25 protein-coding genes are annotated in these 24,801 nt (G+C 61.6%); 13 read left to right on the plus strand and 12 right to left on the minus strand.

Annotated features, from left to right (window positions below; translation table 11 throughout):
- Positions 1–26 precede the first annotated feature (26 nt).
- Genes choX through choV form a run of 4 tightly spaced genes read left to right on the plus strand, consistent with a single transcriptional unit; the run spans position 27 to position 3,521 of the window.
- Complete coding sequence (choX, locus tag DT23_RS02080; RefSeq protein ID WP_038127590.1) at positions 27–971, plus strand: choline ABC transporter substrate-binding protein; 945 nt, start codon at positions 27–29, stop codon at positions 969–971.
- Entirely contained in the window at positions 968–1,645 is a 678-nt protein-coding gene (locus DT23_RS02085; RefSeq protein WP_038127591.1) for a hypothetical protein, read from the plus strand. Before choX ends, DT23_RS02085 begins: the two co-directional genes overlap by 4 nt.
- Complete coding sequence (gene choW, locus DT23_RS02090; protein ID WP_038127592.1) at positions 1,642–2,478, plus strand: choline ABC transporter permease subunit; 837 nt, start codon at positions 1,642–1,644, stop codon at positions 2,476–2,478. The genes DT23_RS02085 and choW overlap by 4 nt, the downstream gene beginning before the upstream one ends.
- Complete coding sequence (choV, locus tag DT23_RS02095) at positions 2,475–3,521, plus strand: choline ABC transporter ATP-binding protein (protein ID WP_038127593.1); 1,047 nt, start codon at positions 2,475–2,477, stop codon at positions 3,519–3,521. The genes choW and choV overlap by 4 nt, the downstream gene beginning before the upstream one ends.
- 112 nt (positions 3,522–3,633) lie before the next feature.
- Here choV and DT23_RS02100 read toward each other — a convergent pair whose 3' ends face one another.
- Both DT23_RS02100 and DT23_RS02105 read right to left on the minus strand, forming a co-directional pair.
- Positions 3,634–4,542: a DMT family transporter gene (locus tag DT23_RS02100; protein ID WP_081846879.1), complete on the minus strand. Its 909-nt coding sequence runs from the start codon at positions 4,540–4,542 to the stop codon at positions 3,634–3,636.
- Positions 4,543–4,595: 53 nt separating this feature from the next.
- Positions 4,596–5,198: a LysE/ArgO family amino acid transporter gene (locus DT23_RS02105; protein ID WP_038127594.1), complete on the minus strand. Its 603-nt coding sequence runs from the start codon at positions 5,196–5,198 to the stop codon at positions 4,596–4,598.
- A gap of 88 nt (positions 5,199–5,286) precedes the next feature.
- On the opposite strand from DT23_RS02105, the gene DT23_RS02110 reads away from it, so the two are divergent.
- From DT23_RS02110 to DT23_RS02125, 4 genes are all read left to right on the plus strand, one after another.
- Positions 5,287–6,141, plus strand: coding sequence for a LysR family transcriptional regulator ArgP (locus DT23_RS02110; protein WP_038127595.1), 855 nt, complete (start codon positions 5,287–5,289; stop codon positions 6,139–6,141).
- Positions 6,142–6,198: 57 nt separating this feature from the next.
- Positions 6,199–7,014, plus strand: a complete 816-nt coding sequence (locus DT23_RS02115; protein ID WP_038127597.1) for a TIGR00282 family metallophosphoesterase — start codon at positions 6,199–6,201, stop codon at positions 7,012–7,014.
- 121 nt (positions 7,015–7,135) lie between these two features.
- Positions 7,136–8,914, plus strand: coding sequence for an SLC13 family permease (locus DT23_RS02120; RefSeq protein WP_038127599.1), 1,779 nt, complete (start codon positions 7,136–7,138; stop codon positions 8,912–8,914).
- A 122-nt stretch (positions 8,915–9,036) separates the two neighbouring features.
- Positions 9,037–9,777 carry a YebC/PmpR family DNA-binding transcriptional regulator gene (locus DT23_RS02125; protein WP_038127600.1) on the plus strand — a complete coding sequence of 247 codons (741 nt, stop codon included), beginning with the start codon at positions 9,037–9,039 and terminating at the stop codon, positions 9,775–9,777.
- Between the two features lie 64 nt (positions 9,778–9,841).
- Here the strand turns inward: DT23_RS02125 and guaD are convergent, their stop codons facing one another.
- Complete coding sequence (gene guaD / locus DT23_RS02130; RefSeq protein WP_038127603.1) at positions 9,842–11,128, minus strand: guanine deaminase; 1,287 nt, start codon at positions 11,126–11,128, stop codon at positions 9,842–9,844.
- Between the two features lie 171 nt (positions 11,129–11,299).
- Here guaD and mgtE point away from each other — a divergent pair, with 171 nt between their 5' ends.
- Positions 11,300–12,685: a magnesium transporter gene (gene mgtE, locus DT23_RS02135; protein ID WP_038127605.1), complete on the plus strand. Its 1,386-nt coding sequence runs from the start codon at positions 11,300–11,302 to the stop codon at positions 12,683–12,685.
- Positions 12,682–13,215 carry a 5-formyltetrahydrofolate cyclo-ligase gene (locus tag DT23_RS02140; protein WP_038127607.1) on the plus strand — a complete coding sequence of 178 codons (534 nt, stop codon included), beginning with the start codon at positions 12,682–12,684 and terminating at the stop codon, positions 13,213–13,215. The genes mgtE and DT23_RS02140 overlap by 4 nt, the downstream gene beginning before the upstream one ends.
- On the opposite strand, the gene DT23_RS02145 is transcribed toward DT23_RS02140, so the two are convergent.
- Together DT23_RS02145 and DT23_RS02150 are read right to left on the minus strand one after the other, a co-directional pair.
- Complete coding sequence (locus DT23_RS02145) at positions 13,212–14,030, minus strand: inositol monophosphatase family protein (protein WP_038127609.1); 819 nt, start codon at positions 14,028–14,030, stop codon at positions 13,212–13,214. The genes DT23_RS02140 and DT23_RS02145 overlap by 4 nt on opposite strands.
- 111 nt (positions 14,031–14,141) lie before the next feature.
- A complete protein-coding gene (locus DT23_RS02150; protein ID WP_038127610.1) occupies positions 14,142–14,504 on the minus strand; it encodes a helix-turn-helix domain-containing protein in 363 nt (120 codons plus the stop codon).
- A 356-nt stretch (positions 14,505–14,860) separates the two neighbouring features.
- On the opposite strand from DT23_RS02150, the gene DT23_RS02155 reads away from it, so the two are divergent.
- Together DT23_RS02155 and DT23_RS02160 are read left to right on the plus strand one after the other, a co-directional pair.
- Positions 14,861–15,835, plus strand: coding sequence for an NADPH:quinone oxidoreductase family protein (locus tag DT23_RS02155; RefSeq protein WP_038127803.1), 975 nt, complete (start codon positions 14,861–14,863; stop codon positions 15,833–15,835).
- 165 nt (positions 15,836–16,000) lie between these two features.
- Positions 16,001–16,780: a Bax inhibitor-1/YccA family protein gene (locus DT23_RS02160; RefSeq protein WP_038127611.1), complete on the plus strand. Its 780-nt coding sequence runs from the start codon at positions 16,001–16,003 to the stop codon at positions 16,778–16,780.
- A 51-nt stretch (positions 16,781–16,831) separates the two neighbouring features.
- Here the strand turns inward: DT23_RS02160 and DT23_RS02165 are convergent, their stop codons facing one another.
- The 5 genes from DT23_RS02165 to DT23_RS02185 all read right to left on the minus strand — a co-directional run bounded on the left by DT23_RS02165 (position 16,832) and on the right by DT23_RS02185 (position 21,332).
- A complete protein-coding gene (locus DT23_RS02165; protein ID WP_038127612.1) occupies positions 16,832–17,806 on the minus strand; it encodes a type I glyceraldehyde-3-phosphate dehydrogenase in 975 nt (324 codons plus the stop codon).
- Between the two features lie 85 nt (positions 17,807–17,891).
- The gene (locus DT23_RS02170) at positions 17,892–18,101 is read right to left on the minus strand and encodes a hypothetical protein (RefSeq protein WP_038127621.1); all 210 of its coding nucleotides are present in this window, start codon (positions 18,099–18,101) and stop codon (positions 17,892–17,894) included.
- 69 nt (positions 18,102–18,170) lie between these two features.
- On the minus strand, positions 18,171–18,377 hold the full coding sequence (locus DT23_RS02175; protein WP_038127806.1) for a cold-shock protein: 207 nt from the start codon (positions 18,375–18,377) through the stop codon (positions 18,171–18,173).
- A gap of 245 nt (positions 18,378–18,622) precedes the next feature.
- Positions 18,623–19,489 carry a 4-(cytidine 5'-diphospho)-2-C-methyl-D-erythritol kinase gene (locus tag DT23_RS02180; RefSeq protein ID WP_038127622.1) on the minus strand — a complete coding sequence of 289 codons (867 nt, stop codon included), beginning with the start codon at positions 19,487–19,489 and terminating at the stop codon, positions 18,623–18,625.
- A complete protein-coding gene (locus tag DT23_RS02185) occupies positions 19,476–21,332 on the minus strand; it encodes a tetratricopeptide repeat protein (RefSeq protein ID WP_156023817.1) in 1,857 nt (618 codons plus the stop codon). The genes DT23_RS02180 and DT23_RS02185 overlap by 14 nt, the downstream gene beginning before the upstream one ends.
- 504 nt (positions 21,333–21,836) lie before the next feature.
- On the opposite strand from DT23_RS02185, the gene DT23_RS19285 reads away from it, so the two are divergent.
- Entirely contained in the window at positions 21,837–21,986 is a 150-nt protein-coding gene (locus DT23_RS19285) for a hypothetical protein (RefSeq protein ID WP_156023818.1), read from the plus strand.
- Positions 21,987–22,091: 105 nt separating this feature from the next.
- On the opposite strand, the gene DT23_RS02190 is transcribed toward DT23_RS19285, so the two are convergent.
- Entirely contained in the window at positions 22,092–23,738 is a 1,647-nt protein-coding gene (locus DT23_RS02190; protein ID WP_038127623.1) for an electron transfer flavoprotein-ubiquinone oxidoreductase, read from the minus strand.
- Between the two features lie 71 nt (positions 23,739–23,809).
- Complete coding sequence (locus tag DT23_RS02195) at positions 23,810–24,790, minus strand: phosphatase PAP2 family protein (protein WP_051696974.1); 981 nt, start codon at positions 24,788–24,790, stop codon at positions 23,810–23,812.
- Between the last annotated feature and the right edge of the window lie 11 nt (positions 24,791–24,801).

The following is a 24,801-nucleotide window of genomic DNA, read 5'->3' on the forward strand; positions in this document are numbered from 1 at the left end:
TTTGACGTAGTGACAGGGAGAAAAATATGAAATTCCGTTCCACCCTCATCGCACTGGGGGCCGCGCTGACGCTGGGCTTTACCGCCAGCGCACCGGTGCAGGCCGCCGATTGCTCTAGCGTGACGTTTTCCGATGTCGGCTGGACCGATATCACCTCGACCACCGCCGCCGCGACCACGATCCTGCACGCATTGGGCTATAAAACCGATGTCAAAGTGCTGTCCGTTCCCGTGACCTATCAGGCTTTGTCCAAGGGCGATGTCGATGTGTTTCTGGGCAACTGGATGCCCTCGATGGCCGCCAACGTCGACCCCTACACCAAGGATGGCACGGTCGAGACGCTGGGCACCAACCTGACGGGCGCGAAGTACACGCTGGCCACAAACCCCGCCGGAGCCAAGCTTGGCATCAAGGATTTCGCCGATATCGCGAAACACAAAGACGAACTTGATGGCAATATCTACGGCATTGAGCCTGGCAATGACGGCAACACGCTGATCCTTGGCATGATCGACAAGAACGACTACGGGCTTGGCGATTTCGACCTCAAGGAAAGTTCGGAGCAAGGCATGCTGGCGCAGGTCGCGCGCGCTGATAAATCGGGCAAGCCGATCATCTTCCTCGCATGGGAACCCCACCCGATGAACGCCAATTTCGACATCACCTATCTGGCGGGCGGTGACGATGTGTTCGGCCCCGATTACGGCGGTGCCGAGGTGATGACCAACGTGCGCAAAGGCTTTGTGCAGGACTGCCCCAATGTCGGCAAACTCGTGACCAACCTGAAATTCACCCTGCCGATGGAAAACGAAATCATGGGCAAAATTCTGGATGATGGCGAAGAACCCGGACAGGCCGCCAAAGACTGGCTCGCAGGCCACCCCGAGGTCTGGCAGAACTGGCTTACCGGCGTGACGACCAAAGACGGCGGCGATGCCCGCGCGGCGGTCGAACAGGCGCTTGGCAAGTGATCCACGTTTCTAAAAACAAGGGCGCGCGCAGCAAAATTTGCGCGCGCCTGACCCCGCTTGCGATGCTATGCGCGCTCGCCCAGCCCGCCCAAGCCGCCGAGCCGCTCACCCCCTGCCCGACCAGCGCCGACCTGCATGCCGAGGGCATCATCCTGTCGCGCACCAACCCGCGCATGAGCGAGGCGTTTCGCTACGAAAACGGCCAGCTCATCGGGTATCGCGCCGATGATCCCGACCTTGGCCGCGCTCCGCAACGCGAAATCTTTGCCCACCCGCTCGCCATAACCACACGTCAATCCGCCGGGCGCGAATTCACCCTGCGCTACACCGATAATCCCACCGCGCTGGACACGCTGTCGCAAAAAGGCAGATGGAGCAGCCCCGTCGCGCTGCTCGTGGACGGCAAGCCAGAGCGGCAAGGCACCATCACCTACACCTATCGCGGCCCCGGCTCGGTTCAGATCGGCACCTGCACCTACCCCGTCTGGCAAGTGGTCGAGCGCGTCGATCTGGGCGATCTGCACTCGTCTTTCCTCAAGGAATTCGCCCCCGATCCCGGCATTGTTCTGCGTTCGACCAAGCTGGACCCGAAAACCAGCAAAGCCCTGTCGCAGGTCGCGTTTGACGCCATCACCGTGCGCAAGAAAAAACCAACGGACAAAGGACCGGAATGACCTGGCTGACCGACACCAAGATTCCCGTGGGCCAAACCGCCAAAGCGGTGATCGACTGGCTGCAAACCCATGCCAGCCCGTTTTTCGACGCACTCTCTGCGGCGATGCAAGGGCTTATCGACGCGATCCTGTGGGTCTTTGAAACGCCCCCGCCCCTTGTGATTATCGCGGCGTTCATGGCGCTGACATGGTGGCTGCAACGGCGCTGGATTTTGACGCTGCTGGTGGGCTTGGGCTTCGCGTTTATCCTCAACCAAGGCTATTGGGAGGAAACCACCGAAAGCCTGACGCTGGTGCTGTCGGCCTGTGTGGTGTGCATGGGGCTGGGCGTGCCCATCGGCATCGCCACCGCGCATCGCCCGCGCCTTTACAAGGTGATGCAGCCGGTGCTGGACCTGATGCAAACCCTGCCCGGTTTCGTCTACCTGATCCCCGCAATCGTGTTTTTCGGCATCGGCATGGTGCCCGGCCTGATCGCCACCGTGATCTTCGTGCTGCCCGCGCCAATCCGGCTGACGCATCTGGGTGTGTCCTCCACCCCCGACACATTGATCGAGGCCGCCCAAGCCTTTGGCGCCACCAAACGCCAGTTGCTGTGGAAGGTCGAGCTACCCTATGCCACACCGCAAATCATGGCCGGTCTGAACCAGACGATCATGCTGTCGCTCTCGATGGTGGTGATTGCAGCGCTTGTGGGCGCAGACGGGCTGGGCGTGCCAGTGGTGCGCGCGCTCAACACCGTCAACACCCGCTTGGGATTTGAATCAGGCTTCGTGATCGTGGTGCTCGCGATCATCCTTGACCGGATGCTGCGTCGGGAGGGCAAGAAATGAGCGCCCCCACCCCCAAACAACCCGCCGTTCGGTTCGAAAATGTCTCGATCGTGTTTGGCGATGATCCCGCCAGCGCGCTGCCGCTGATGGACGAAAACCTCTCGCGCCCCGATATTCAGGACCGCACCGGCCAAATTCTGGGCGTGCATGACTGCTCGCTGGATGTGGCCGAGGGCGAGATTCTGGTGCTCATGGGCCTGTCGGGCTCGGGTAAATCCACGCTGCTGCGCGCGGTGAACGGGCTGAACCCGGTGTGTCGCGGCGCGGTGCATGTGCATGACGGCAACGGACTGATTGATGTCACCCATGCCGACGCCGCCACGCTACGCTCCATCCGCCTGCACCGCGTCGCGATGGTGTTTCAGCAATTCGGCCTGCTGCCGTGGCGCAGCGTCCGTGAAAATGTCGGGCTGGGCCTTGAACTTGGCGGCATGCCAAAACCCGAACGCCGCGCCCGCGTGGACGAACAGCTTGAAATGGTGGGCCTGTCGCAATGGGCAGACCGCGAAGTGGCCGAGCTGTCAGGCGGTATGCAGCAACGCGTCGGCCTCGCGCGCGCCTTCGCCACCGACGCCCCGATCTTGCTGATGGATGAACCCTTCTCGGCGCTTGATCCGCTGATCCGCGCCCGCCTGCAAGACGAGCTGCTCGATCTGCAATCCAAACTCAAACGCACGATTATCTTCGTCAGCCATGACCTCGACGAGGCCTTTAAAATCGGCAACCGCATCGCGCTGATGGAGGGCGGGCGGATCGTGCAAGCGGGAACTGCGCGCGACATCATCGCCAACCCGGCAAACGATTATGTGGCCGATTTCGTCGCCCATATGAACCCGCTTGGCGTGCTGCGCGCCGCCGATCTGGCGCAAGTATCAAATGGCGAAGCTCCCCCGACCTCGGGGGCGCGCGTCGGCCTTGATACGCCGGTGAAAGAGGTGATGGAACGGCTGCGCGATGAGCCTGCCGTCGCGCTCAGCGATGGCCGCGTGGTCACCCGCGAAAGCGTCATCGCCGCGCTCATTGACCCCAAGGGCAGCGCCTGAGGCCGACGTCGGAGTGAGTATTTTTGGCTAGATGAAATTCAAGAGAAAGCTATTTTCATCTAGCGACAAATACTCCCGCCGGAGGCATCCGACCGCAAAATCAAGCGCGCGCCTAAAGTTTGGTCGCAGGCGCGGGCGGAGTGACGGGACGGCGTTTGATCTGAGATTCGCGCCACGTCATATAGCTGACAGAGGCGATGATGATCCCGCCGCCTAAAATGACGTAAGGATCAGGAACTTCTCCGAAAATCGTCCATCCAGCAAGCGCCGCCCAGACCAGCTGCAAGAAAATGACCGGCTGCGTCACGCTGACCGGGGCGGCCGCAAAAGCGCGCGTCATCGCGTAATGGCCAGCGGTCGCGAACACCGCCACCGCGCCGAGCCAAAGAACAACGGACAGTGAAATGGGCTGCCATTCCCACAACGCCAGAGGCGCAAGCGCAACCGTCACCACCAGCGTCATCATTGCCACCACGGTGCTGGCGGGCACGAAATCGGTCAGCCGCTTGGCCGACAGATAGGCCGCGCCGAAGAACAGCGCCGCGCCAAGCTGGGCGATGTGACCGGGCTCGATCGTGCGGATACCGGGGCGCAGGATGATCAGCGCGCCAATCAGCGCCACGATAATCGCGCTGATGCGTCGCCACGCCAGCCCCTCGCCCAGCAGCAACGCGCCGCCCACCGTTACCACAATCGGGTTAAGGTAGTTGATCGCGGTGACATCGGCGATCGCGATATGCGTCATCGCGTAAAACCACAGCACCACCGCGACCGCGTGCAGCACGCCGCGCAAACCAAACAGCACCCAGACCTCGCGCGTGTAACTGCGCCGCAAAATCCTCGCTAAAGCGGGGGCGAAAAAGATAAGCCCCCAAGCAAAGCGCACAAAGGCCGATTGCGCAACGGGCACCGAAGCCCCCAGCCAATGCACGATGATATTGACGAACACGAAACACAGCGTTGCTGCGAGCATCCAGAGGATGCCGATCATCGGGCGGTTGGCTTCGGGGTTTGCGATCATGCCCCTTTTGGACTCTGAAACGCGCGGTTTCGCAAGGGGCAGCTTTGTATCCGTTACAGCCCGCTCATCGCGAGCCGCCACGCGATGGAGCCCATCACCAGCGCAATCAGCAGATCCAAGACGCGCCAGGCGGCGGGTTTGGCAAACAGCGGCGCAAGCAGTCTTGCGCCGTAAGCCAAGGAGAAGAAAAACAAAAATGAGGCGGTGATTGCGCCGGACGCGAACGCAACCAGATGCTCCGCGAATTGCGCCGACACCGCGCCCAGCAGCACCACCGTATCGAGCCAGACATGCGGATTGGCCCAAGTGAACGCCGCCACTGTCACCAGCACCGCGCGCAGGCTGGGGGCCTTGCCCTGCCCGGCCTCAAGATGTTCACCGCCCCGGATTGCCGCGATCAGCGCGCGGATCGCATACCATGTCAGGAACGCCACGCCGCCCCAACGCAGGATCTCGGGCAGCCAAGGCAGCGCGGTGCTGGCTGCGGCAAATCCCGACACGCCCAGCGCGATCAGCAGCGCATCGGACAGCGCGCAGAACAGAGCGACGGCAAAGACATGTTCGCGCCGCAAACCTTGGCGCAGCACAAAGGCATTTTGCGCGCCAATCGCCACGATCAGCCCCAGCCCCAATTTCAGCCCTGCCCAGAATGCCATTACCCGCCCTCTCTCGATCCGGGTTCCTTCTGGCGCGCCGTTCGGATAAGTTCCAGTTAATTTACCTAAGCCGAAATAAGTTTTGCTTATGTTTGACTATGCAACCCTTGAGGCGCTTGCCGCCGTGATCGACACCGGATCGTTTGACGCGGCCGCCGCGCGCCTCGGCGTCACGCCGCCCGCGATCTCGCAGCGCATCAAAGCGCTGGAGGAACGCATGGGCGCGGTGCTGGTGATCCGCGCCCAGCCCTGCCGCGCGACCGAGGACGGGGCGCGGCTGATCACGCATCAACGCGAGGTGGCGCTGCTTGAGGCGCAGCTTGCGCCCGCTGACATGCCGCCGGTTTTGCGCATCGCGGTGAGTGCGGACAGCCTTGCAACTTGGGTGCTGCCCGCGCTGAGTGCGCTAGACGGCGTGCTGTTTGATCTGGTGATCGACGATCAGGATCACGCGCATCACTGGTTGGCGCGCGGCGAGGTGGTGGGCGCGATCACCGCCGATCCGGGGCCGGTCATGGGCTGTGACACGGTGGCGCTGGGGCGGATGCGCTATATCGCGACGGCCTCGCCCGCGTTTATCGCGCGTCATTTCGCCAATGGGGTGAATTGTGCGGCGTTGCAAGCGGCTCCGGCGTTGCAATTCAATGCCAAGGATCGCTTGCAGGAAGATTGGGCGGCGATGATTTGCGGGCGTCCTGTCAGTTTGCGCGCGCATCGGATCGGCTCAAGCGAGGGGTTTGTCGACGCGGCGCTGCACGGGCTTGGCTGGGGGATGAACCCCGAGCCGCTGGTGCGCGCCCATCTGGCAAGCGGCGCGCTGGTCGCTTTGGGGCCTGCGCCGCTGGATGTGCCGCTGCATTGGCAAAGCCTGCGCCGCCTCAAGACGCCGCTTGGTCCGCTGAGCGCAGCCGTGCGCAAAGCCGCCAAGGCCGTGCTTTTGTAACCCGATCTGCGCGCCCCCCATTGCCCTTGCGCCGCGTGCGCCCTATTGCTGCGTTTTATGAAACTGTTATTTTTAGGCGATGTGATGGGGCGCGCGGGGCGGGCTGCGATCACCGAAAAGCTCCCGAAGCTGCGCGCAGAGTGGCGGCTCGATTTTGTCGTGGTCAATGGCGAGAACGCCTCGGGCGGGATGGGGCTGACGGGCGAACATGCCAAGCTGTTGCTGGAGGCGGGGGCCGATGTGGTCACGCTGGGCGATCATGCGTTTGATCAAAAGGACATGCTCCGGTTTATCGATAGCGAACCGCGCATTATCCGCCCGCTGAATTATGCCAAGGATGCGCCGGGGCGCGGGGCGCGGGTGTTTTCCGATGCGCGCGGGCGCAAGGTCCTGGTGGCGCAGGTGCTGGGCAATGTGTTCATGAAGCGCGCCTTTGACGATCCGTTTTCCAATATCGAGGCGGCGTTGAACCGCTATCCGCTTGGCGGCGCGGTGCAGGCCGCGCTGGTCGATGTGCATTGCGAAGCCACAAGCGAGAAGGTGGCGATGGGCCATTGGTGCAACGGGCGCGCAAGCGTTGTCGTGGGCACGCATACCCATATCCCAACGGCCGATGCGCAGATTTTGGATAAGGGCACGGCCTATCTGAGCGATGCGGGGATGTGTGGCGATTATGATTCCGTCATTGGCATGTCCAAGGCCGAGCCGATGCGCCGTTTCGTGACCGGCATGGCCAAAGAGCGCTTTAGCCCGGCACGCGGCGAGGCGACCCTATGCGGGTTCTATGTCGAGACCGATGATCGCACGGGCCGCGCGACGCGTGCCGAGCCTGTGCGCGTTGGCGGCAAGCTGGCGCAGGCCGCGCCGGTCTGAGGTGCAAACGCCCAAATCCAAGGCGGTTTTGCGCGAAACACGGCGCGCGGTGCAACGGCGCGCTTGCGGCTATCCTGCGCGCCGTTAGTATCGCCCTGATGCGTCTGCGCGAGACAAATTTATGATCAACCTGCCCCTGTCCGAAACCGGCACCGCGATTTTCGCGCTGCTGATCGTGATCTGGATGTTTGCGATGTTCCTGCGCGAGCGTTGGCCCCCCGAGGTCACCGCGATTGCAGGCGCTGCGCTGATGCTGGTGTTCAACCTCGCGCCTTATGAAAATGCCGCTGCGGTTTTGTCCAACCCCGCGCCGTGGACGATTGCCTTCATGTTTCTCATCATGGGGGCGTTGGTGCGCACGGGCGCGCTGGATGCGATGACGCGCTATGCCGAGGCGCGCATCGACGAGCGCCCGAAAATGACCGTGGCGCTGATGTTTCTCGTCACAATGTTGGCCAGCGGGGTGATGAATAACACGCCCGTCGTGGCGGTGATGATTCCGGTGTTTATTCAGGTCGCGCGCAAGCTGCGGATTTCGCCCTCGCGGTTTTTGATGCCGCTAAGTTATTTCACCGTGATGGGCGGGATGATCACGCTGATTGGCACCTCGACCAACATTCTGGTGGATGGCGTGGTGCGTGCGCGCGGGCTGGAACCATTCTCGATTTTCGAGATCGCACCGGTGGGACTTGCGGTCTGTCTCGTCGGCTCGGTCTTTATCGCGCTGTTTGCGCGCCGCCTGATCCCGGAACGCCAGTCGCTCTCTTATCTGCTCGGGGATCGCCCGAAGATGAAATATTTCACCGAGGTCGCAATCCCCGAGGAAAGCGGGTTGATCGGGCAAAAGGTGATGGAGGCTGACAGTTTTTCGCGCGAGGGCGTGCGGGTGATCGACGTGCTGCGCGGGGATATCTCTTTGCGCCGTGATCTGGACTCGGTCGATCTGGCGGCGGGCGACCGGGTGGTTCTGCGGTCGGAAATGGAAGAGCTGCTGGGGATGCAGAAAAACCGCGATCTGCGCATGGTGGACAAGCTGAGCTCGGTGCAGACCGAGACGGTTGAGGTGCTGATTTCGCCCGGTTGCCGGATGATCGGGCAGCGGCTGGGCGATATGCGGCTGCGTCGGCGCTATGGCGTGTATGTGCTGGCCGCGCATCGGCGCAACCAGAATATCGGGCGGCAGTTGGATGATCTGGTCGTGGTGGTGGGCGATACGCTGCTGCTGGAGGGTGCCCCCGAGGATATCGCGCGTCTGGCCGCGGATATGGATCTGGTCGATGTGTCAAAACCCACCGCGCGGGCCTATCGGCGCAGCCATCTGCCGATCGCGGCGGGTGCGCTGGCGGCGGTGGTGATTTTGTCCGCGATTGGCGTGGCGCCGATTTTGGCGCTGGCGATGGTGGCAGTGGCGGGCATTCTGGTGTCGCGATGCATTGATACCGACGAGGCGTTTACCTTTATCGAGGGGCGCTTGCTGGCGCTGATTTTCGCGATGTTGGTGGTGGGTGTGGGGCTGGAACATGCGGGCGCGGTCAAGCTGATCGTGGACGCGGTTGCGCCTTGGCTGAAAACCCTGCCTCCGCAAATGGCGCTGATCGTGGTGTATTTCCTTGGGCTGTTCATGACGGAATTGCTGTCCAACAATGCCGTGGCGGTGATTTACACGCCGATTGCGATGTCGCTGGCACTGGCGCTGGGACTGGATCCGCGCCCCTTTGCGGTGGCGGTGATGTTCTCGGCTTCCGTCGCCTTTGCCACGCCGATTGGCTATCAAACCCATATGATGGTGTACGGGCCGGGCGGCTACAAATTCACCGATTTCCTGCGGCTCGGGATCCCGATGGATATTGTGACCGGGCTGACCGCGTGTTTCCTGATCCCGCTGATCTGGCCGCTTTGAGGGACGCACGCGCGAACGGGGCAGCGCGCTGCTGACACGCCCCTTAACCCTCGGGGCCTTGCCCCCGCGCCCCGATCCGCTTTATATCGGGCGAAATTCGCGACATTGAGACGGAGACTCCCATGGCAGGCCATTCAAAATGGGCCAATATCCAGCACCGTAAGGGCAAGCAGGATGCGGCACGTTCCAAGATGTTTTCCAAGCTGGCAAAGGAAATCACCGTTGCCGCCAAGATGGGTGACCCCGACCCCGAGAAAAACCCGCGCCTGCGTCTGGCGGTGAAGGCGGCGAAATCGCAGTCGATGCCCAAGGACGTGATCGACCGCGCGATCAAGAAATCGCAAGCCGGTGATGGCGATGATTACACCGAGATCCGCTATGAGGGTTATGGCCCCAACGGCATCGCGATCATCGTCGAGGCGCTGACGGATAACCTGAACCGCACTGCGTCCAATGTGCGCTCGACCTTCACGAAATGCGGCGGCAATCTGGGCACCACCGGCTCGGTGAGCTTCATGTTCGATCATGTCGGCGAGATCACCTACAGCGCCGAGGCGGGCGATGCGGACACCGTGATGATGGCCGCGATTGAGGCTGGGGCCGAGGATGTCGAAAGCGATGATGAGGGCCATTGGATCTATTGCCCGATGGAAAGCCTGTCGGAAGTGTCGGACGCGCTGGAATCCGATCTGGGCGAGGCCACTGAGGCCAAGCTGATCTGGAAGCCGCAGAACCGCACCGAGGTTGATCTGGAGACCGCGCAAAAGCTGATGCGTTTGATCGACACGCTTGAAGACGATGATGATGTGCAAAGCGTCACGGCCAATTTCGACGTTCCCGAAGATGTGGCCGAACAGCTTTAACGCCTGTTGCGCGTGAGTTTGGAAAGACGCCCTGCGGGGCGTCTTTTGCGTTTTGGCGGTGCGCTTAACTGCCCACTTTCCGGCCAGCGATCCAGACGCCCGCGATTGCGCGGTCATCGCCCATCATGATGGTTGGGAATACGGCCTCCCAGATGTCATTGGCGCGGCTGGCGCGTTGCGCGATCACCGGGGTTGAGGCGAGGTTCACGGCGATGAAATCGGCCTCCATCCCCACGGCCAGCGCGCCGACCTTATCACCGATGCGCAACGCGCGTGCCGAGCCTTGCGTCGCCAGCCACCAGAGCTGCGCGGGATGGAGCGGCTGATGCGTGAGTTGGCCGACCTCATAGGCGGCGGCCATGGTGCGCAGCATCGAGAAATTCGACCCGCCCCCGGTATCGGTGGCCAGCCCGATGCGTTGGCCCTCAGCCAGCCGCGCGGGCCAGTCAAACAGCCCCGAGCCGATGAAGCTGTTCGAAGTCGGGCAATGGATCAGCGCCGCGCCGGTCTCGGCGATGCGGGCGGATTCGCGTGGGGTGAGGTGGATCGCGTGGCCGTAAAGCGCGTTTTCGCCCAGCAGCCCGTGGGATTCGTAGGTATCCAGATAATCGCGCGCCTTGGGGTAAAGCGACTTCACCCATTCGATTTCATCGACCTGCTCGGACAGGTGGGTTTGCATCAGGCAATCGGGATGCTCGGCCCAAAGCGCGCCCAGTGCGCTAAGCTGTTCGGGCGAGGAGGTGGGCGAAAAGCGCGGCGTGATGACGTAGCCCAGCCGGTCCACGCCATGCCAGCGCGCCAGCAGCGCGGCACTTTGATCATAGGCGGTTTTTGCAGTGTCGCGCAGCCCCTCGGGGGCGTTGCGATCCATGCAGGTCTTGCCCGCCAGCATCCGCATTCCGCGCGCCTGAGCCGCCTCAAATATCGCGTCCACACTTGCGGGGTGGATGGTGCAATAGGAACAGGCGCTCGTGGTGCCGTTGGAGAGCGCCAGATCCAGATAACGCCCTGCCACCTCGGTCGCGTAATCGGGATCACCAAAGCGCATCTCTTCAGGAAATGTGTAGGTGTTGAGCCAGTCGATCAGCCGCTTGCCCCAACTCGCGATAATGGCGGTTTGGGGATAGTGGACATGGGCGTCGATGAAGCCGGGCGAGAGCAGATGATCGCCGTGATCGGTGATCTGCGCCTGCGGATGAGCGGCGCGCAGATCGGAGGCCTCGCCTATGACGCTGATCTTGCCGTCGGCAATCAGCAGCGCGCCGTGACGCAACACCGAGACCACCTCTGGCCCCTCAACGAGCGGATCGCCTTGATAGACCATCACTTGACCCAGATGCAGCTCTGCCATTTTGATCCTCGCTTAAGTTGGCCCCATGCTAGAAGCCGCGCGCGCCAAGGTAAATCTCTGCCGTGAGGGCATGGTTTTTCGCGCGCGCCCCCTGTGCATTGCGCAGAAACCCGCTATGTTTTGCGCGCAAGCAGGCCCGTCCTCGAATTCGGGCGCAATATCGGGGGTTTTATGGCCGAAGCCGAGCTGGAAGAGCAAGAGCGCGAGGAAGAAGACTATCGCCTTGATGGCGAGGTGGTCGACGCGATCCTGCAAGCCACTGAAGACAACGATGCGACCCGCCTTGCCGCGCTGATGGAGCCGCTGCACGCGGCCGATATCGCTGACCTTCTTGAACAGGTCTCCGGCCATGAGCGCCGCGCGATCTTGCGCCTTTGGGGCCGCGAGATCGACGGCGATATCCTGACCGAGATTGACGAATCGATCCGCGAAGAGGTGATCGCAAGCCTGCCGCCCGAAGTGCTGGCCGATGCTGTGCGCGAGCTGGATTCCGATGACGTCGTCGACCTGATCGAAGACCTCGAAGAGCCACAGCAAGCGCAGATTCTGGGTGCGCTGGATGAGCCCGACCGGATGGCGGTCGAGAAATCGCTGTCCTATCCCGAACACTCGGCGGGCCGCTTGATGCAGCGCGAGGTGGTGACCGCGCCTGCCCATTGGAGCGTTGGGCAAACCATTGATTTCCTGCGCAAAGCCGAGTGGCTGCCCGATCAGTTCTACCACGTCATTCTGGTCGATCCAGCGCATCACCCGCAGGGCAATGTCACGCTGGGGCGGATTCTGTCAGCGTCGCGAGCCTTGAAGCTCAGCGAGATTACGGAACCGGAGTTCCGCACGATCTCGGTCTATCAGGACGAGGGCGATGTGGCCTATGCGTTCAACCAGTATCACCTGATTTCCGCCGCTGTGGTGGATGATGACGAGCGTCTCGTCGGCGTGATCACGATTGACGACGCAATGGCCGTGCTGGACGAGGAACACGAGGAAGACATCCTGCGTCTGGCTGGTGTTGGCGATGATTCCTCGATCTCGGATACCGTGCTGGAAACGGTGCGCCAGCGCCTGCCGTGGCTGATGGTGAACCTGCTGACGGCGATCCTGGCCTCGGGGGTGATTTCGATCTTTGAGGGCACGATTCAAAAGCTGGTGGCGCTGGCGGTGTTGATGCCGATTGTGGCCTCGATGGGGGGCAATGCGGGCACGCAGACGCTGACCGTGGCGGTGCGCGCGATGGCCACCAAAAGTCTGACCGAAAGCAACGTCTGGCGGGTTGTGCGGCGTGAGGCGATCGTGGGGCTACTGAACGGTTTGGCGTTCGCGGTGGTGATGGGGGTTGTGGCCTCGTTCTGGTTCTCGGGGCCGCATCTGGGCATCGTGATCGCGCTGGCGATGGTGATTAACCTTGTCGTGGCGGCGCTGTCGGGCATTTTGATTCCTCTCGCGCTGGAGAAGCTGGGGGCGGACCCGGCGCTGGCTTCGGGGACGTTTGTGACCACGATGACCGATGTGGTGGGGTTTTTTGCCTTCCTCGGTCTGGCCTCGGTGATGTTGCTATGAAAGAGGGGGCGCGTCAGGCCGCTTTTGCGGCGCGCAAGCTGGCCCATGCGCGCGATGAGGGGGCGGTGAGTGCCGCCTTGACGCAGGCGTTGGCGGCCTATCCAGATCAGCCCTTGTCCGGGTATTGGCCGATCCGTACCGAACCAGACCCCCGCCCCGCGATGTCAGCCCATCACGGCCCGCTGTGTCTGCCGGTGGTGGTGGGTCCGGGTCAGGCGCTGGCGTTTCGGCGCTGGCATCCGGGGGCTGCGATGGAGCCGGGCGCGTTTGGCGCCCCGATCCCGCAGGACAAAACCGAGATCACCCCGCAAATCCTGATCGTGCCGCTGCTGGCCTTTGATGCGCGCGGCTTTCGGCTGGGCTATGGCGGCGGGTTTTACGACCGGACCTTGCAGGCGTTGCGCGCCGCTGGTCCGGTGGTTGCGATCGGGTTTGCCTATGGCGCGCAAGAGGTGAACGAAGTGCCCACCGAGCCGACCGATCAACCGCTGGATTTCATCGTCACCGAGGATGGTTTGAGGGCGTTTTAGCCCGCCAGAATGGCAAGGGCTGCGGCGTGAAGCTCGGCATTGGCGGCCGCCAGCACCTGCCCGCCACGATGGGCCGGGCCGCCCTGCCAATTCGTCACGATCCCGCCTGCGGCCTCAATCACGGCAATCGGGGCGGCGACGTCATAGGGAAACAGGCCCGCCTCGATCACGAGGTCGATCTGGCCCGCAGCCAGTAGCGCATAGGCGTAGCAATCCATCCCGTAGCGCGTCAGTTGCACCTGCGCTGCGACGCGGGCAAAGGCCGCGCCCTCAGCGGGTGTGCCGACCTCGGGGAAGGTGGTGAACAGCGTGGCCTCGGACAGCGCACGGGGCGCGCGCACGCGCAAATCCGCCGCGCCGCGCGGGCCGGTCATATCCGAGCGCCCGAAGCCGCCGATAAAGCGTTCACCGATATAGGGCTGGTCGATCACGCCCATCAGCGGCGCGCCGGGACCGTCGGCCTCTTCTTCACACAGCGCGATCAGCACGCCCCAAGTCGGTGTGCCCGACATATAGCCGCGCGTGCCGTCAATCGGATCAAGCACCCAAGTCAGCCCGCTGGTGCCGCGCTTGACCCCGTGTTCCTCGCCGTAAATGCCGTCTTGCGGGCGGCGTTCCTGCAAGATCGCGCGCATCGCGACCTCACCGGCACGGTCGGCCTCGGTCACCGGATCAAAGCCGCTGGCGAGTTTGTTGGCCGCGCCGATCCCGCCTTGGGGGCGAAAGTGCTGCAAGCTGATCTTGCGCGCGCTCTCGGCCAGTTCTTCGGCCAAGGCGATCAGCGCGATCTGTTCGGCGGGGTCTTGCACTTGCATGGCGCTCTCCTGAGGATCGACAAAATGACAAAGGGAGCGGTAACCGCCCCCTTTTGCCGGGTCAAGTCGCCCAGAGGCCCGCGCGAAAGGCGGGCTGTTATCAAGACGCGATCACGCCGCGTCCGAAAGCACCTTGGCCAAGTCAAACAACCGACGACGCTGGGCCTCGGGCATGGCGTAGTAAGACCGCACGAGCGCGAGGGCCTCTTTATCCGACAAGATGTCACCTTCAACCGCCGGTTGCGCAACGCTGTCTTCCGAGAGACCTTCGAAGAAGAACGAAATCGGCACGTCGACCGCGTCGGCAATGTCCCAAAGGCGCGATGCCGAGACACGGTTCATGCCCGTTTCATATTTCTGGATTTGCTGGAATTTGATGCCGACATGATCCGCAAGCTGTTGCTGGGTCATGCCGATCATCCAACGCCGATGCCGGATCCGCTTGCCGACATGCACATCTACTGGATGCTTCATAATTTGCCCTTCGCTTCGTTTTCCTGAGCAGAAGCTAGCATACCGCGAAGCTGACCAAAGCGTCAAAAACGCAAACCTGTCCTAAAAGACAGGCCGTTAGCGGTTAACACATAACGAATTCGTGAGGTGACTGCGGAAAACCCCGCTCTCCCTCCGCGTGTTATTTGCATTTTGCAAATCACGTCGTAATTGACGGAGCGTCAACATTTTCATTCCGCAACCTTGCGTAGGTTTGCGCTGATTCGGATTCGCGCTCTGGTGCAGTCATCTCGGTGGGCTTTGGGGCGTTGCCTCGGCTCTGGCTCTGTCGGGTGCGCAAAGATAAGATGGTGCGGGCGACAAAAACGGAGACCGCAATGCGCGCATTTCAAGTTCACACCATTGGCACCCCCCCGAAACTGCACGACATCGCCCCGCACGCGCCGGTTGCTAATGAGGCGCAGATCGCGATCCGGGCCTGTGGTCTCAATTTTGCCGACCTGCTGATGATCGAGGGGAAATATCAGGACACGCCCGAGGCGCCCTTTACGTTGGGAATGGAGTTGGCGGGCGAGGTGATCGCAGCGGGACCGGATTGCACGCTTGTGCCGGGCACGCGGGTGGCGGTGTTTGCCGGGCAAGGCGGGCTGGCTGAGGTCGGCAATTTCCCCCAAGCGCGCTGCACGGTGATGCCCGATGCGATGAGTTTCGAGCAGGCGGCGGCCTTTCAGATCGCCTATGGGACCAGCCATGTCGCGCTAGAGACCCGCGCCGCGCTGCGCGCGGGCGAGACGTTAGTTGTGCTGGGCGCGGCAGGTGGCGTTGGGCTGACAGCGGTTGAGATTGGCAAGGCGCTCGGGGGGCGCGTCATCGCCTGCGCGCGCGGTGCTGCGAAGTTAGAGATCGCGCGTGCGGCCGGGGCGGATGAGGTGGTTAATGTCGAGACCGACGATCTGAAAGGCGCGCTCAAGGCGCTGGGGGGGGCGAATGTCATCTATGATGCGATTGGCGGCCCTGCTGGTGAGGCGGCATTTCGTGCGCTGAAACCCGGCGGGCGCTATCTGGTGATCGGCTTTGCCAGCGGTGCGGTGCCTGTGCTGCCTCTCAATCACGCGCTTGTTAAGAATATCGCAATTCATGGGCTGTATTGGGGAGGGTATCAAACGCTTGACCCCGAGGTGCTGACCCAATCGATGGATAAACTGTTTTCATGGTTTCAAGCGGGCGCGCTGCATCCCCATATCGGCGCAAGCTATCCGCTGGATCGGGTGGCCGACGCGCTGGAGGATCTGCGTGCGCGGCGATCGACGGGAAAACTGGTGATTACGATGCAGGATACGAGTGAAAAATAGCCTCAATAGGACTGAAAACCGCGCGTTGATGCCAAGTGGCGGAAACTTATGTGAATGAATGCCGTTTTGGCGTGTCTGAAATCTTGAATTTCGCGCCCTCTCTGCCAATATCGGAGCAGACACCGGTGTGAGGGATCACCGGACAAGAATTGTTGGAGGTTGCTAATGGCTAATTTTGACACGATGCGGACACCCCAGGCGGGTACGCGTCAGTCTGCGATTGACGAAGGTCTTCGCACACATATGAATAAGGTCTACGGGCTGATGTCGGTGGCGATGCTCGTCACGGGCGCGGTGGCGTGGGCTTTGGCAAACTTGGCCGTGACAAGCGATCCGTCGGCGGCTGTGGCGCAGTTCAGGGGCGATATCTACCTGACGCAAATCGGGGCACTGATCTATACCAGCCCGCTGAAATGGGTCATCATGCTGGCCCCGCTTGGCGTGGTCTTTGCCTTTAGCGCGATGCTGCAAAAGATGTCGACCTCGACGGCGCAAATGGTGTTTTGGGTCTTTGCCGCCCTGATGGGCGCGTCGATTTCGTCGATCTTCCTCGTCTATACCGGCGTCTCGATCGCGCAGACCTTCCTTGTAACGGCGATCTCGTTCGCGGGTCTGTCGCTGTATGGCTACACCACCAAGCGCAACCTGTCGGCGATGGGTTCGTTCCTGATGATGGGGCTGATCGGGCTGATCGTGGCGATGATCGTGAACATGTTCATTGCCTCTTCGGCGCTGACGTTTGCGATCTCGGTGATCGGCGTGCTGATCTTTGCGGGTCTGACCGCTTATGACACGCAAAATATCAAAAACACCTATCTGCAACTGGCTGCGGGTGGCGGTCAGGACTTCATGGGCAAAGCCGCGATCATCGGCGCGCTCAAGCTGTATCTGGACTTCATCAACCTGTTCATGTTCCTGCTGCAGTTCATGGGCGATCGCCGCTAACGGCCATTCCCTTTAAGCAATCTCAAAGCCCCGCCATCGTGCGGGGCTTTTTCATGCCATGCGCAGCGCCATATCCAGCATCCGGTTGGAAAAGCCCCATTCGTTATCATACCAGCCAAAGACGCGGATCAGCCCGTGGTCCGTGATCTTGGTTTCGCGCAGCGCCATGACGACGCTTTCGGGGCGCGCGCGCAGATCGGTGGAGACAAGCGGGCGATCGGTTGTGCCTATCACCCCGCCTGCCCCGATTAGCACCGCGTTGATCTGCGCAACCGTTGCGGGGCGCTTGACGATCACCGCCAGATCCACCGCCGAGACCGAGGCCGTGGGCACGCGCACCGCTTGTGCAATCAGACGCCCGCTGAGACCCGGCAAGACCTGCTCCATCAGCCTGCCCGCCGAAGTCGTCGTGGGGACCATCGACAGGCTGGCGGCGCGCGAACGCTCCATCGCATCGCGGGGTTGATCGATGGTCGGTTGGCTGGCGGTGTAGCAATGCACGGTGGTCATCGAGCCGGTGACGATGCCAAATGCGTCGTCCATCAGCCGCGCCAAAGGGGCCAGCGCGTTGGTCGTGCAACTGGCGTTCGACACAATCCGCTGGCCGTTGAGGTCGCCATCATTGGCCCCCGTCACAACCGTGATTTCCGCCGCTTTTGAGGGCCCCGAGATCAGCACACGTGCAGCGCCTCCGGCCAGCCCCTGCCCTGCGATGGCAGGCGTATCGGCGCGTCCGGTGCATTCCATCACCAGATCGATATCGCCCAGATCCAGCGTGGAAATATCGCCCGCCCGGTGCAGCGCAAGGCGTTTGCCATTGATCACCAGCGCACCGGGTTCTTGCACAAGCGCGCCCCGCCACGGGCCGAACACGCTGTCATATTCAAGCAGGTAAGCCAGCATATCAGGCGCGGCGATATCGTTGATCGCGACGATGTCGAGCCCCGGCCAAGCATCAGGGTTTTGCGCCCATGCCCGCAGCACCGAACGCCCGATACGACCAAATCCGTTGATGAAAACCCGCATAGCCAGCCCCCTTACTAAGCTTTGGGCTTACTGCGCCCGTCGCCAAAGGGGAAGCCTGCGATTGTCACCGATACGCAAGCGCGGCTTAGCTCGCTTCGTGAACGTCGTCGCTGCTTTGGACGCCCGCATCGCGCGCTAGGCGCCGTGCTTTGAGCCGTGCGCTTTGTTCATCGCGTTCATCGCGCGCATCATCGGTGATCTGGCGAGCGGCGGCGGCGGTTTTGTCATGGAGAGATGCGGGGCGCTTGGCCGCGCTGGTTTCAAAGACGTCGAGAATCGCTTTGGATCGTGTCATTGCAACCTGCTTTGGGCAAAAGAAAGGCCCGGCCGAAATCCGGCCGGGCCAAGGGTCAAAACCCGAAAATTAAGCGAGTGCCAGATCGGTTGCGGACTCACGTCCGTCACGGCCGCTCTCAAGCTCATAGGTCACGGCTTGGCCGTCATCGAGACGCGAAATGCCAGCGCGCTCGAGCGCCGAGATGTGCACAAAGATGTCTTTGCCACCATCAGCGGGTGCGATAAAACCGAAACCTTTGGTGGGGTTGAACCATTTCACGGTGCCATTGGCCATCGTGAGATCTCCTATCTTATAATCTGCCTGCGACATGCAGCAGTTCGGCTCAGTCAGATCATAGATGCAGGTTGAAACCGATTGCGGAGACAGTCTGCGGCAGAAAAAACGTAGCACGGACCGTATAGGGAAAGATCGCCAATTTTGCAATCCCGCATTTTGCAGGCCGCAAGACGTGACACGCGCAAGTTGTGGCGCGGATGGCACGGGAGAGTCGTAACTTTGCGATTATTTTCAGATATTTGTCAGGCGTGGTTGACCGGACGGGCCTTGAGCGATTGATCGCCCATCACCCCTGCGGCGATCCACCAATCCGAGTGCGCCTTGCGTAGATGGGTTTGCGCGTGCTGCATCTGGTCTTCGGTTTCAAACAGCGCAAAACAGGTCGCGCCCGAGCCTGACATCCGCGCAAGGCGACAAGCGGGCAGCGTGATGAGCGCTGCAAGAACCGCGCCGATTTCCGGGGCCAGGGCGATTGCGGGCGCTTGCAGGTCATTGCGCTGCATGGCGAGCCAGTCGATGCAGTCGGTGACCCCGCCAAAGCCGGGGATTTGCGACGGCATCGGGGCGTTGGTTTTACCCGGCAGCGCCTTGAAGACGGCGGGGGTTGCGACCTGCACCCGCGGGTTCACAAGAAGCGCAGGCAGCGGGGGGAGCTGCGCCGAAGTGAGCTGCTCGCCAATGCCTTGCACCCGCTGGGGATGGGGCGTCAGGCACATCGCGACATCGGCCCCAAGGCGCATCACCGCTTGCAGATCGGGCGTCGCATCAAGACCGCGCAGCACCGCCGCCGCGTCAGACGAGCCGCCGCCAATGCCCGACGCCGCAGGCAGCGATTTGTGCAGGTGCAACGCCAGATCCGAGCGCTCCGCCAACACCGCCGCCTTGCACACAAGGTTCGAGCCGTCGACCGGCACGCCTGCCGCCTCTGGCCCCGAGACCGTCAGCGTTGGCCCCCGCCCCGCCCCCGGACCAGGCGCGATAGTCAGCGTATCGCCCACCGGCGCGAAGGCCACCAAACTGTCGAGCAGATGATAGCCATCACCGCGTTGTCCGGTGACATGCAGGGTCAGATTGATCTTTGCAGGCGCGAAAACGCTAGTTGTTGGCATCGCTCGCGCCAGTCTCGGGGGCAGCTTTGAGCGGCGGCTTGCCCTCATCCTTGAGCACCTGATCCAGCCCGACCGACAATTTCAGCCGCACCCGATCCAGATCAAGATCCTCGGAGGTTTCCGCAGCTTCGTCCTGAGTGCCAAAGCTCAGCGCGCGACGCCATTGAAAGCGCGCCTCGCGGTGTCGCCCGACCGCCCAAAGCACATCGCCAAGGTGGTCATTGAGTAGCGGATCGCGGGGTTCAAGCTCTACCGCGCGCTCCATTTCCTTGGCTGCTTCCTGATAGTGGCCGGTTTTGTAAAGCGCCCAGCCAAGGCTGTCGACGATAAAGCCGGCATCGGGGCGCTCTTTGACCGCCTTGCGGATCATGTCGATCGCCTCATCCAGATTTTCCCCGCGATCAACGTAGGAATAGCCCAGATAGTTCAGCACCGAGGGTTGATCGGGCGACAGTTTGAGCGCCTCGCGAAAGCCCTTTTCCGCCTTATCCCATTCGCCCGAGCGTTCCTGCGCAATCGCGCGCGAATAATAGACGAACCAGTCGGTCGGCTTGGGCGGGCCGATCAGCGCGATCGCCTGATCATAGGCTTTTGCCGCCTCGCCAAAGCGTTTTTCGCGCCGCAACGTATCGCCAAGCGCGATCCACACACCCGACAGTTTGGGCTGAATGCGTGCAAGGTTTTCCAGCACCTCAATGGCGGCATCATTGCGCCCCGCGCGCACCATCGCCTCGGCGCGGCCGATTTCGGCGGCGTGATAGATCGGGCTTTTGGGCGAGACCGCGGCGTAGGCGGCAATCGCAAGGTCATACTGCGTCATCTTATCCAGAAGCGAAGCCGATAGCAGCGTCGCATCCGACATATCGGGCTGCACCAGATTGGCCAGCCGCGTGTGCATCAGCGTGAACGGATCGGGCGCGTCGCCAATCAGCGCCTGCGCGACAGAGAAATACACCTCGGCCACGCCATCGGTCGCGTTGCGCACCACCGTGAAGGGCAGCGTTTCGCCTGCCGCAAGCTTGGTGTGCATCGCTTCAAGCTGCGGATCAAGATTGGTGCCAAAGCGGTCCTCGATCAGCGCCAGCGCGTCTTTGTCGCGTTCCAGTTGCGACAGGATCTCGGCATGCGCAATCACCCCGCCGCGCGTCGCGGTGATCATCGCGCCATGTTCACCTGACAGGATCTTGTCGGCGCCCTCGTAATCGCCCACCAGCGCCAGTGACAACGCCTTGTGGTAGGCGGCGAACGCGCCAAGGGTTTTCTCTTTACCGATCTTGTCAAAGGCGGCGGCGGCGTCAGACATCTTGCCCTCGCCCACCAGCGCCCAAGCCCGCGCCAGCCCGCCCAGCAGCGGGCCGGGATCGGCGCTTTCGTCATCGGCAAGTTTGATCACAGCCGCCCAATCGCCCGCCTTTGCATCAGCGGCCAGCACCGTCATCGCGGCAATCTGGCTGCCGGTCTGCGCCTTGAGCATCTCGCGCGCCAAAGGCACGGCGCGGTCATAATCGGCAATCGCGATCTCGGCGACGAGCGTGGCCTCGGCGGTTTCGGCGCTGACATCGCCTGCGCTCATCAGCTTGCGGTAATAATTGGCCGCCTGTTCGAAATTGAATTGCTGAGAGGCGATGCGCGCGGCGAGATAGGCCCCGGCCTCTTCCGGGGTCGGGTCATTGGCAGAATCGGCATCGTCTTTGGCGTCTTGCGCATCGGCGGCAGCGGCGGCGTCTTGCGCGCTTTGCTCGGCGGGGGCGTTTTTATCTTGCGCAAGCGCGGGGGTAACAGCGACAGAGCCCATCAGCAAAGCGATAAAAGCCATGCGATACGCAGAGGAATTACTCGACACGAAACAGTCCTCTCATTGAGTTTGGGGCGACCGTAACGGGGCATCTGGCGCATAGCAATGCGGCCCACGCGCCCCAGCCTGCCCCGCTTGGCAAAAACACGCCGTTTTGACAGTTTTCCCAAGGCGCGCGGCGATGACAGATCTGTGATGACGGTGCGTAAATCAAACACGACCCACTTTACCCTTGCGTTTCGTGCGCTTTAGCACATATAAGAGCCTCAATCTTAGTTTGAGATTAAATTCCCTCGCAGCTCAACCGAAAGGTCAAGCTGTCAGGCCGCTGCACCCGCTGGGTATTTGTGACATCACCGCTTGGTCCGTTGCGTGCGCGCGTCGACCAGTTTGGGCAAAGACCACCGCACCGCACTGTGCCGGGACATCTATACGACGCTGATCGCTTTATTGCTGCTGTTCGGGGGGCTCCCTGACCTTGCGCGGTGCGATCCACACAATACGCGCACAGCACACGGCTTGCGCGCAACCGCCGTAGAATGGAGATACAACATGACCAAGAAAACCAAAGAAACTGCTGTCAACGGCCACGCCCTGCGCATCGAAGACACCAAGCGCGACGTGAAGCTGAACGACAAGGTTGCGCCGCACGAGGCCGATTGGGCCGATACGCGCCATTTGCTGTTTTCCACGTCGGCCTGATTTTCGGCCAAGGCCGGGCGGTTGAACGCCCGTTGCCAGTGAGAGAGTATGAAAAAGCGGGAGGCAAGCCTCCCGCTTTATGCATTTCAGGGGCGTTTGAGCGCCTTACATATTGGGGTAGTTCGGCCCGTCCCCGCCCTGCGGCGTGGTCCAGTTGATGTTCTGGCTGGGGTCCTTGATATCGCAGGTTTTGCAATGCACGCAGTTCTGGAAATTGATCTGGAACTTCGCGTCTGCCCCCTCGCCGATCACCTCATAAACGCCTGCCGGGCAATACCGCTGCGCGGGTTCGTCAAATTTCGGCAGATTGACCGCGATCGGGATCGACGGGTCTTTGAGATGCAGGTGGCAGGGCTGGCTTTCCTCGTGGTTGGTGAAGGAAAAACTGACATTGGTCAGACGATCAAAGGACAGTTTGCCATCCGGCTTGGGATAGTCGATGGGCTTGAAGTTTTTCGCCTCGCCCGTCGCTGCGGCATCGGTCTTGCCATGTTTGAGCGTGCCAAACAGCGAGAACCCGAACAGCGAGTTGGTCCACATATCCAAGCCGCCAAAGACCAGCGAGGGGAACATCCCCCATTTCGACCACATCGGTTTGACGTTGCGCACCGGCTTGAGGTCTTTGGCAATCGGACCCGAGCGCAGATCGGCCTCGTATTCGACCAGATCATCGCCTGCGCGACCCGCCTTGATCGCCGCTGCCGCCGCCTCTGCCGCAGCAATGCCCGAGAGCATCGCGTTATGGTTGCCCTTGATGCGGGGCACGTTGACCAGCCCCGCCGCGCAGCCCATCAGCACCACGCCCGGCGCGGTGAGTTTCGGGATCGACTGCCAGCCGCCCTCGGAAATCGCGCGCGCCCCGTAAGCGACGCGTTTGCCGCCATCCAGAAGGTCGGCCATCATTGGGTGATGTTTGAAGCGCTGGAATTCCATATAAGGATAGAGATGCGGGTTTTCGTAGTTCAGGTGGACAACGAACCCGACATAAACCTGATTATTCTCAAGGTGGTAGACGAACGAGCCGCCCCCCGCATTGCCATTCAGCGGCCAGCCCATCGTGTGCGTGACGGTGCCCTCGTGGTGCTTGGCGGGGTCGATCTCCCAGATTTCTTTCATGCCAAGCCCGAATTTCTGCGGGCAGTGATCTTTGGAGAGGTTGAACTTCTCCATCACCACCTTGGCCAGCGAGCCGCGCACACCCTCGCCCAGCATGACATATTTGCCGCGCAGCTCCATCCCCGGCTCGTAGTTCGGTCCCTGCGTGCCGTCGGGGTTTTTGCCAAATTCGCCTGCGACGACGCCCGCGACCCGGTCGCCATCCCAGACGATTTCACTGGCGGACATGCCGGGGAACACCTCGACACCCAGCGCCTCGGCCTGTTCAGCCATCCAGCGGCAGACATTGGCCATCGAGACGATGTATTTGCCGTGATTGCTCATCAGCTTGGGCATCGGCCAGTTCGGAATGCGCAGATGGCCGTGCGGGCCAAGCATGAAGAAGTTGTCCTTCTTGACGCCCACCTTGATCGGCGCACCGCGCTCTTTCCAATCGGGCAGCAGTTGATCCAGCCCCGCCGTGTCGAGCACCGCGCCGGACAGGATATGCGCCCCCACCTCCGAGCCCTTTTCCAGCACCACGACCTCAAGGTCGGGGTTGATCTGTTTCAGCTTGATCGCCGCAGACAGGCCAGCCGGCCCCGCCCCCACGATCACCACATCATATTCCATCGACTCGCGTTCGATCTCGGCCATATCCCAAATCCTCTGGCTTGCCGCTATTGGTTGGCGTTCTGCCTAGCCTAGTGCGCGCAATGAGGCAATTGTTACGCTGCGATGGGACGCAATATTGTTGCGTCTGCCGCAGGGGCCATACGCCGCTTGATCGCCCAGTTGCCCAGCAGCACGGCCGCAAACGAGAAATACCCATCTACAGCATAGTGAAAGCCAGAATAGACCGACAGGAAAACGATACCTAGCAAGAATAGCACCCCCGGCACACGCAGCCATTTGGACCGCTCCCAAAGATACAACATGGTGATCGTTGCAACAGCGACATGCATTGAGGGGAAGGCCGAAATCCCGAGGTTCAACTTCGTTCCGCCAGCGGCATAGTGGCTCCACAAAAGGTTTTGCAGATAACCAATCGGACCGTCAGAAATGCCGCTGCTTTTGAGCGCTGCGGTCAATGCGGCAAACGTGTCGCCTCCCATCAGACGATCATAATAGACCGGCCCCACTGAGCTCCCGAGCAGGGCGATAATGTTGCCTAAGACGAACCAAGAACCAAAGAACAGCCACAAGAACCGGATCATCCGCGCGCGATCCGTCTCGGTGGCAACAATCAAGATCGGAAAGCCCATTGCGGGAACGCTCCAAAGGTTGAGGTAAGCCTCTGCGGGGAAGGTTCCGATGCCGTTTGGCAACAGCCAATGCAACCACTGCCAAGGCGCGACCCCGCCATGCAGCCAGAGATCGACACGCGCAAGGTCCGGATCGGCGTAATAGGGCAATAGGCGGGGAATGGCGCCTTTAAAGAACACAAAGCCCACCTGAAGCGCGACTGAAGCAACGAAGACCGCCAAAATCGGCCTGATCCGGCCCCGCATATGCTCTCTCCCCAGCAGGAAAATTCCGGCGACACCAATCGGCACCAGCCAAATCCAAAGCCCAAAAATCGCCTGCCCTATCGTTGCTGCCGCAAGCAATGCATCAGTCAAGAGTTGGGTGAAATCGGCATGAAGATACGCTGTCAGTCCGAGAGCAGACAGCACGTATAGCAAGGAGAACCGAAGAATCATAACCATGAGATTTGCGC

The organism is Thioclava indica, assembly GCF_000714545.1.
Lineage (GTDB): Bacteria > Pseudomonadota > Alphaproteobacteria > Rhodobacterales > Rhodobacteraceae > Thioclava > Thioclava indica.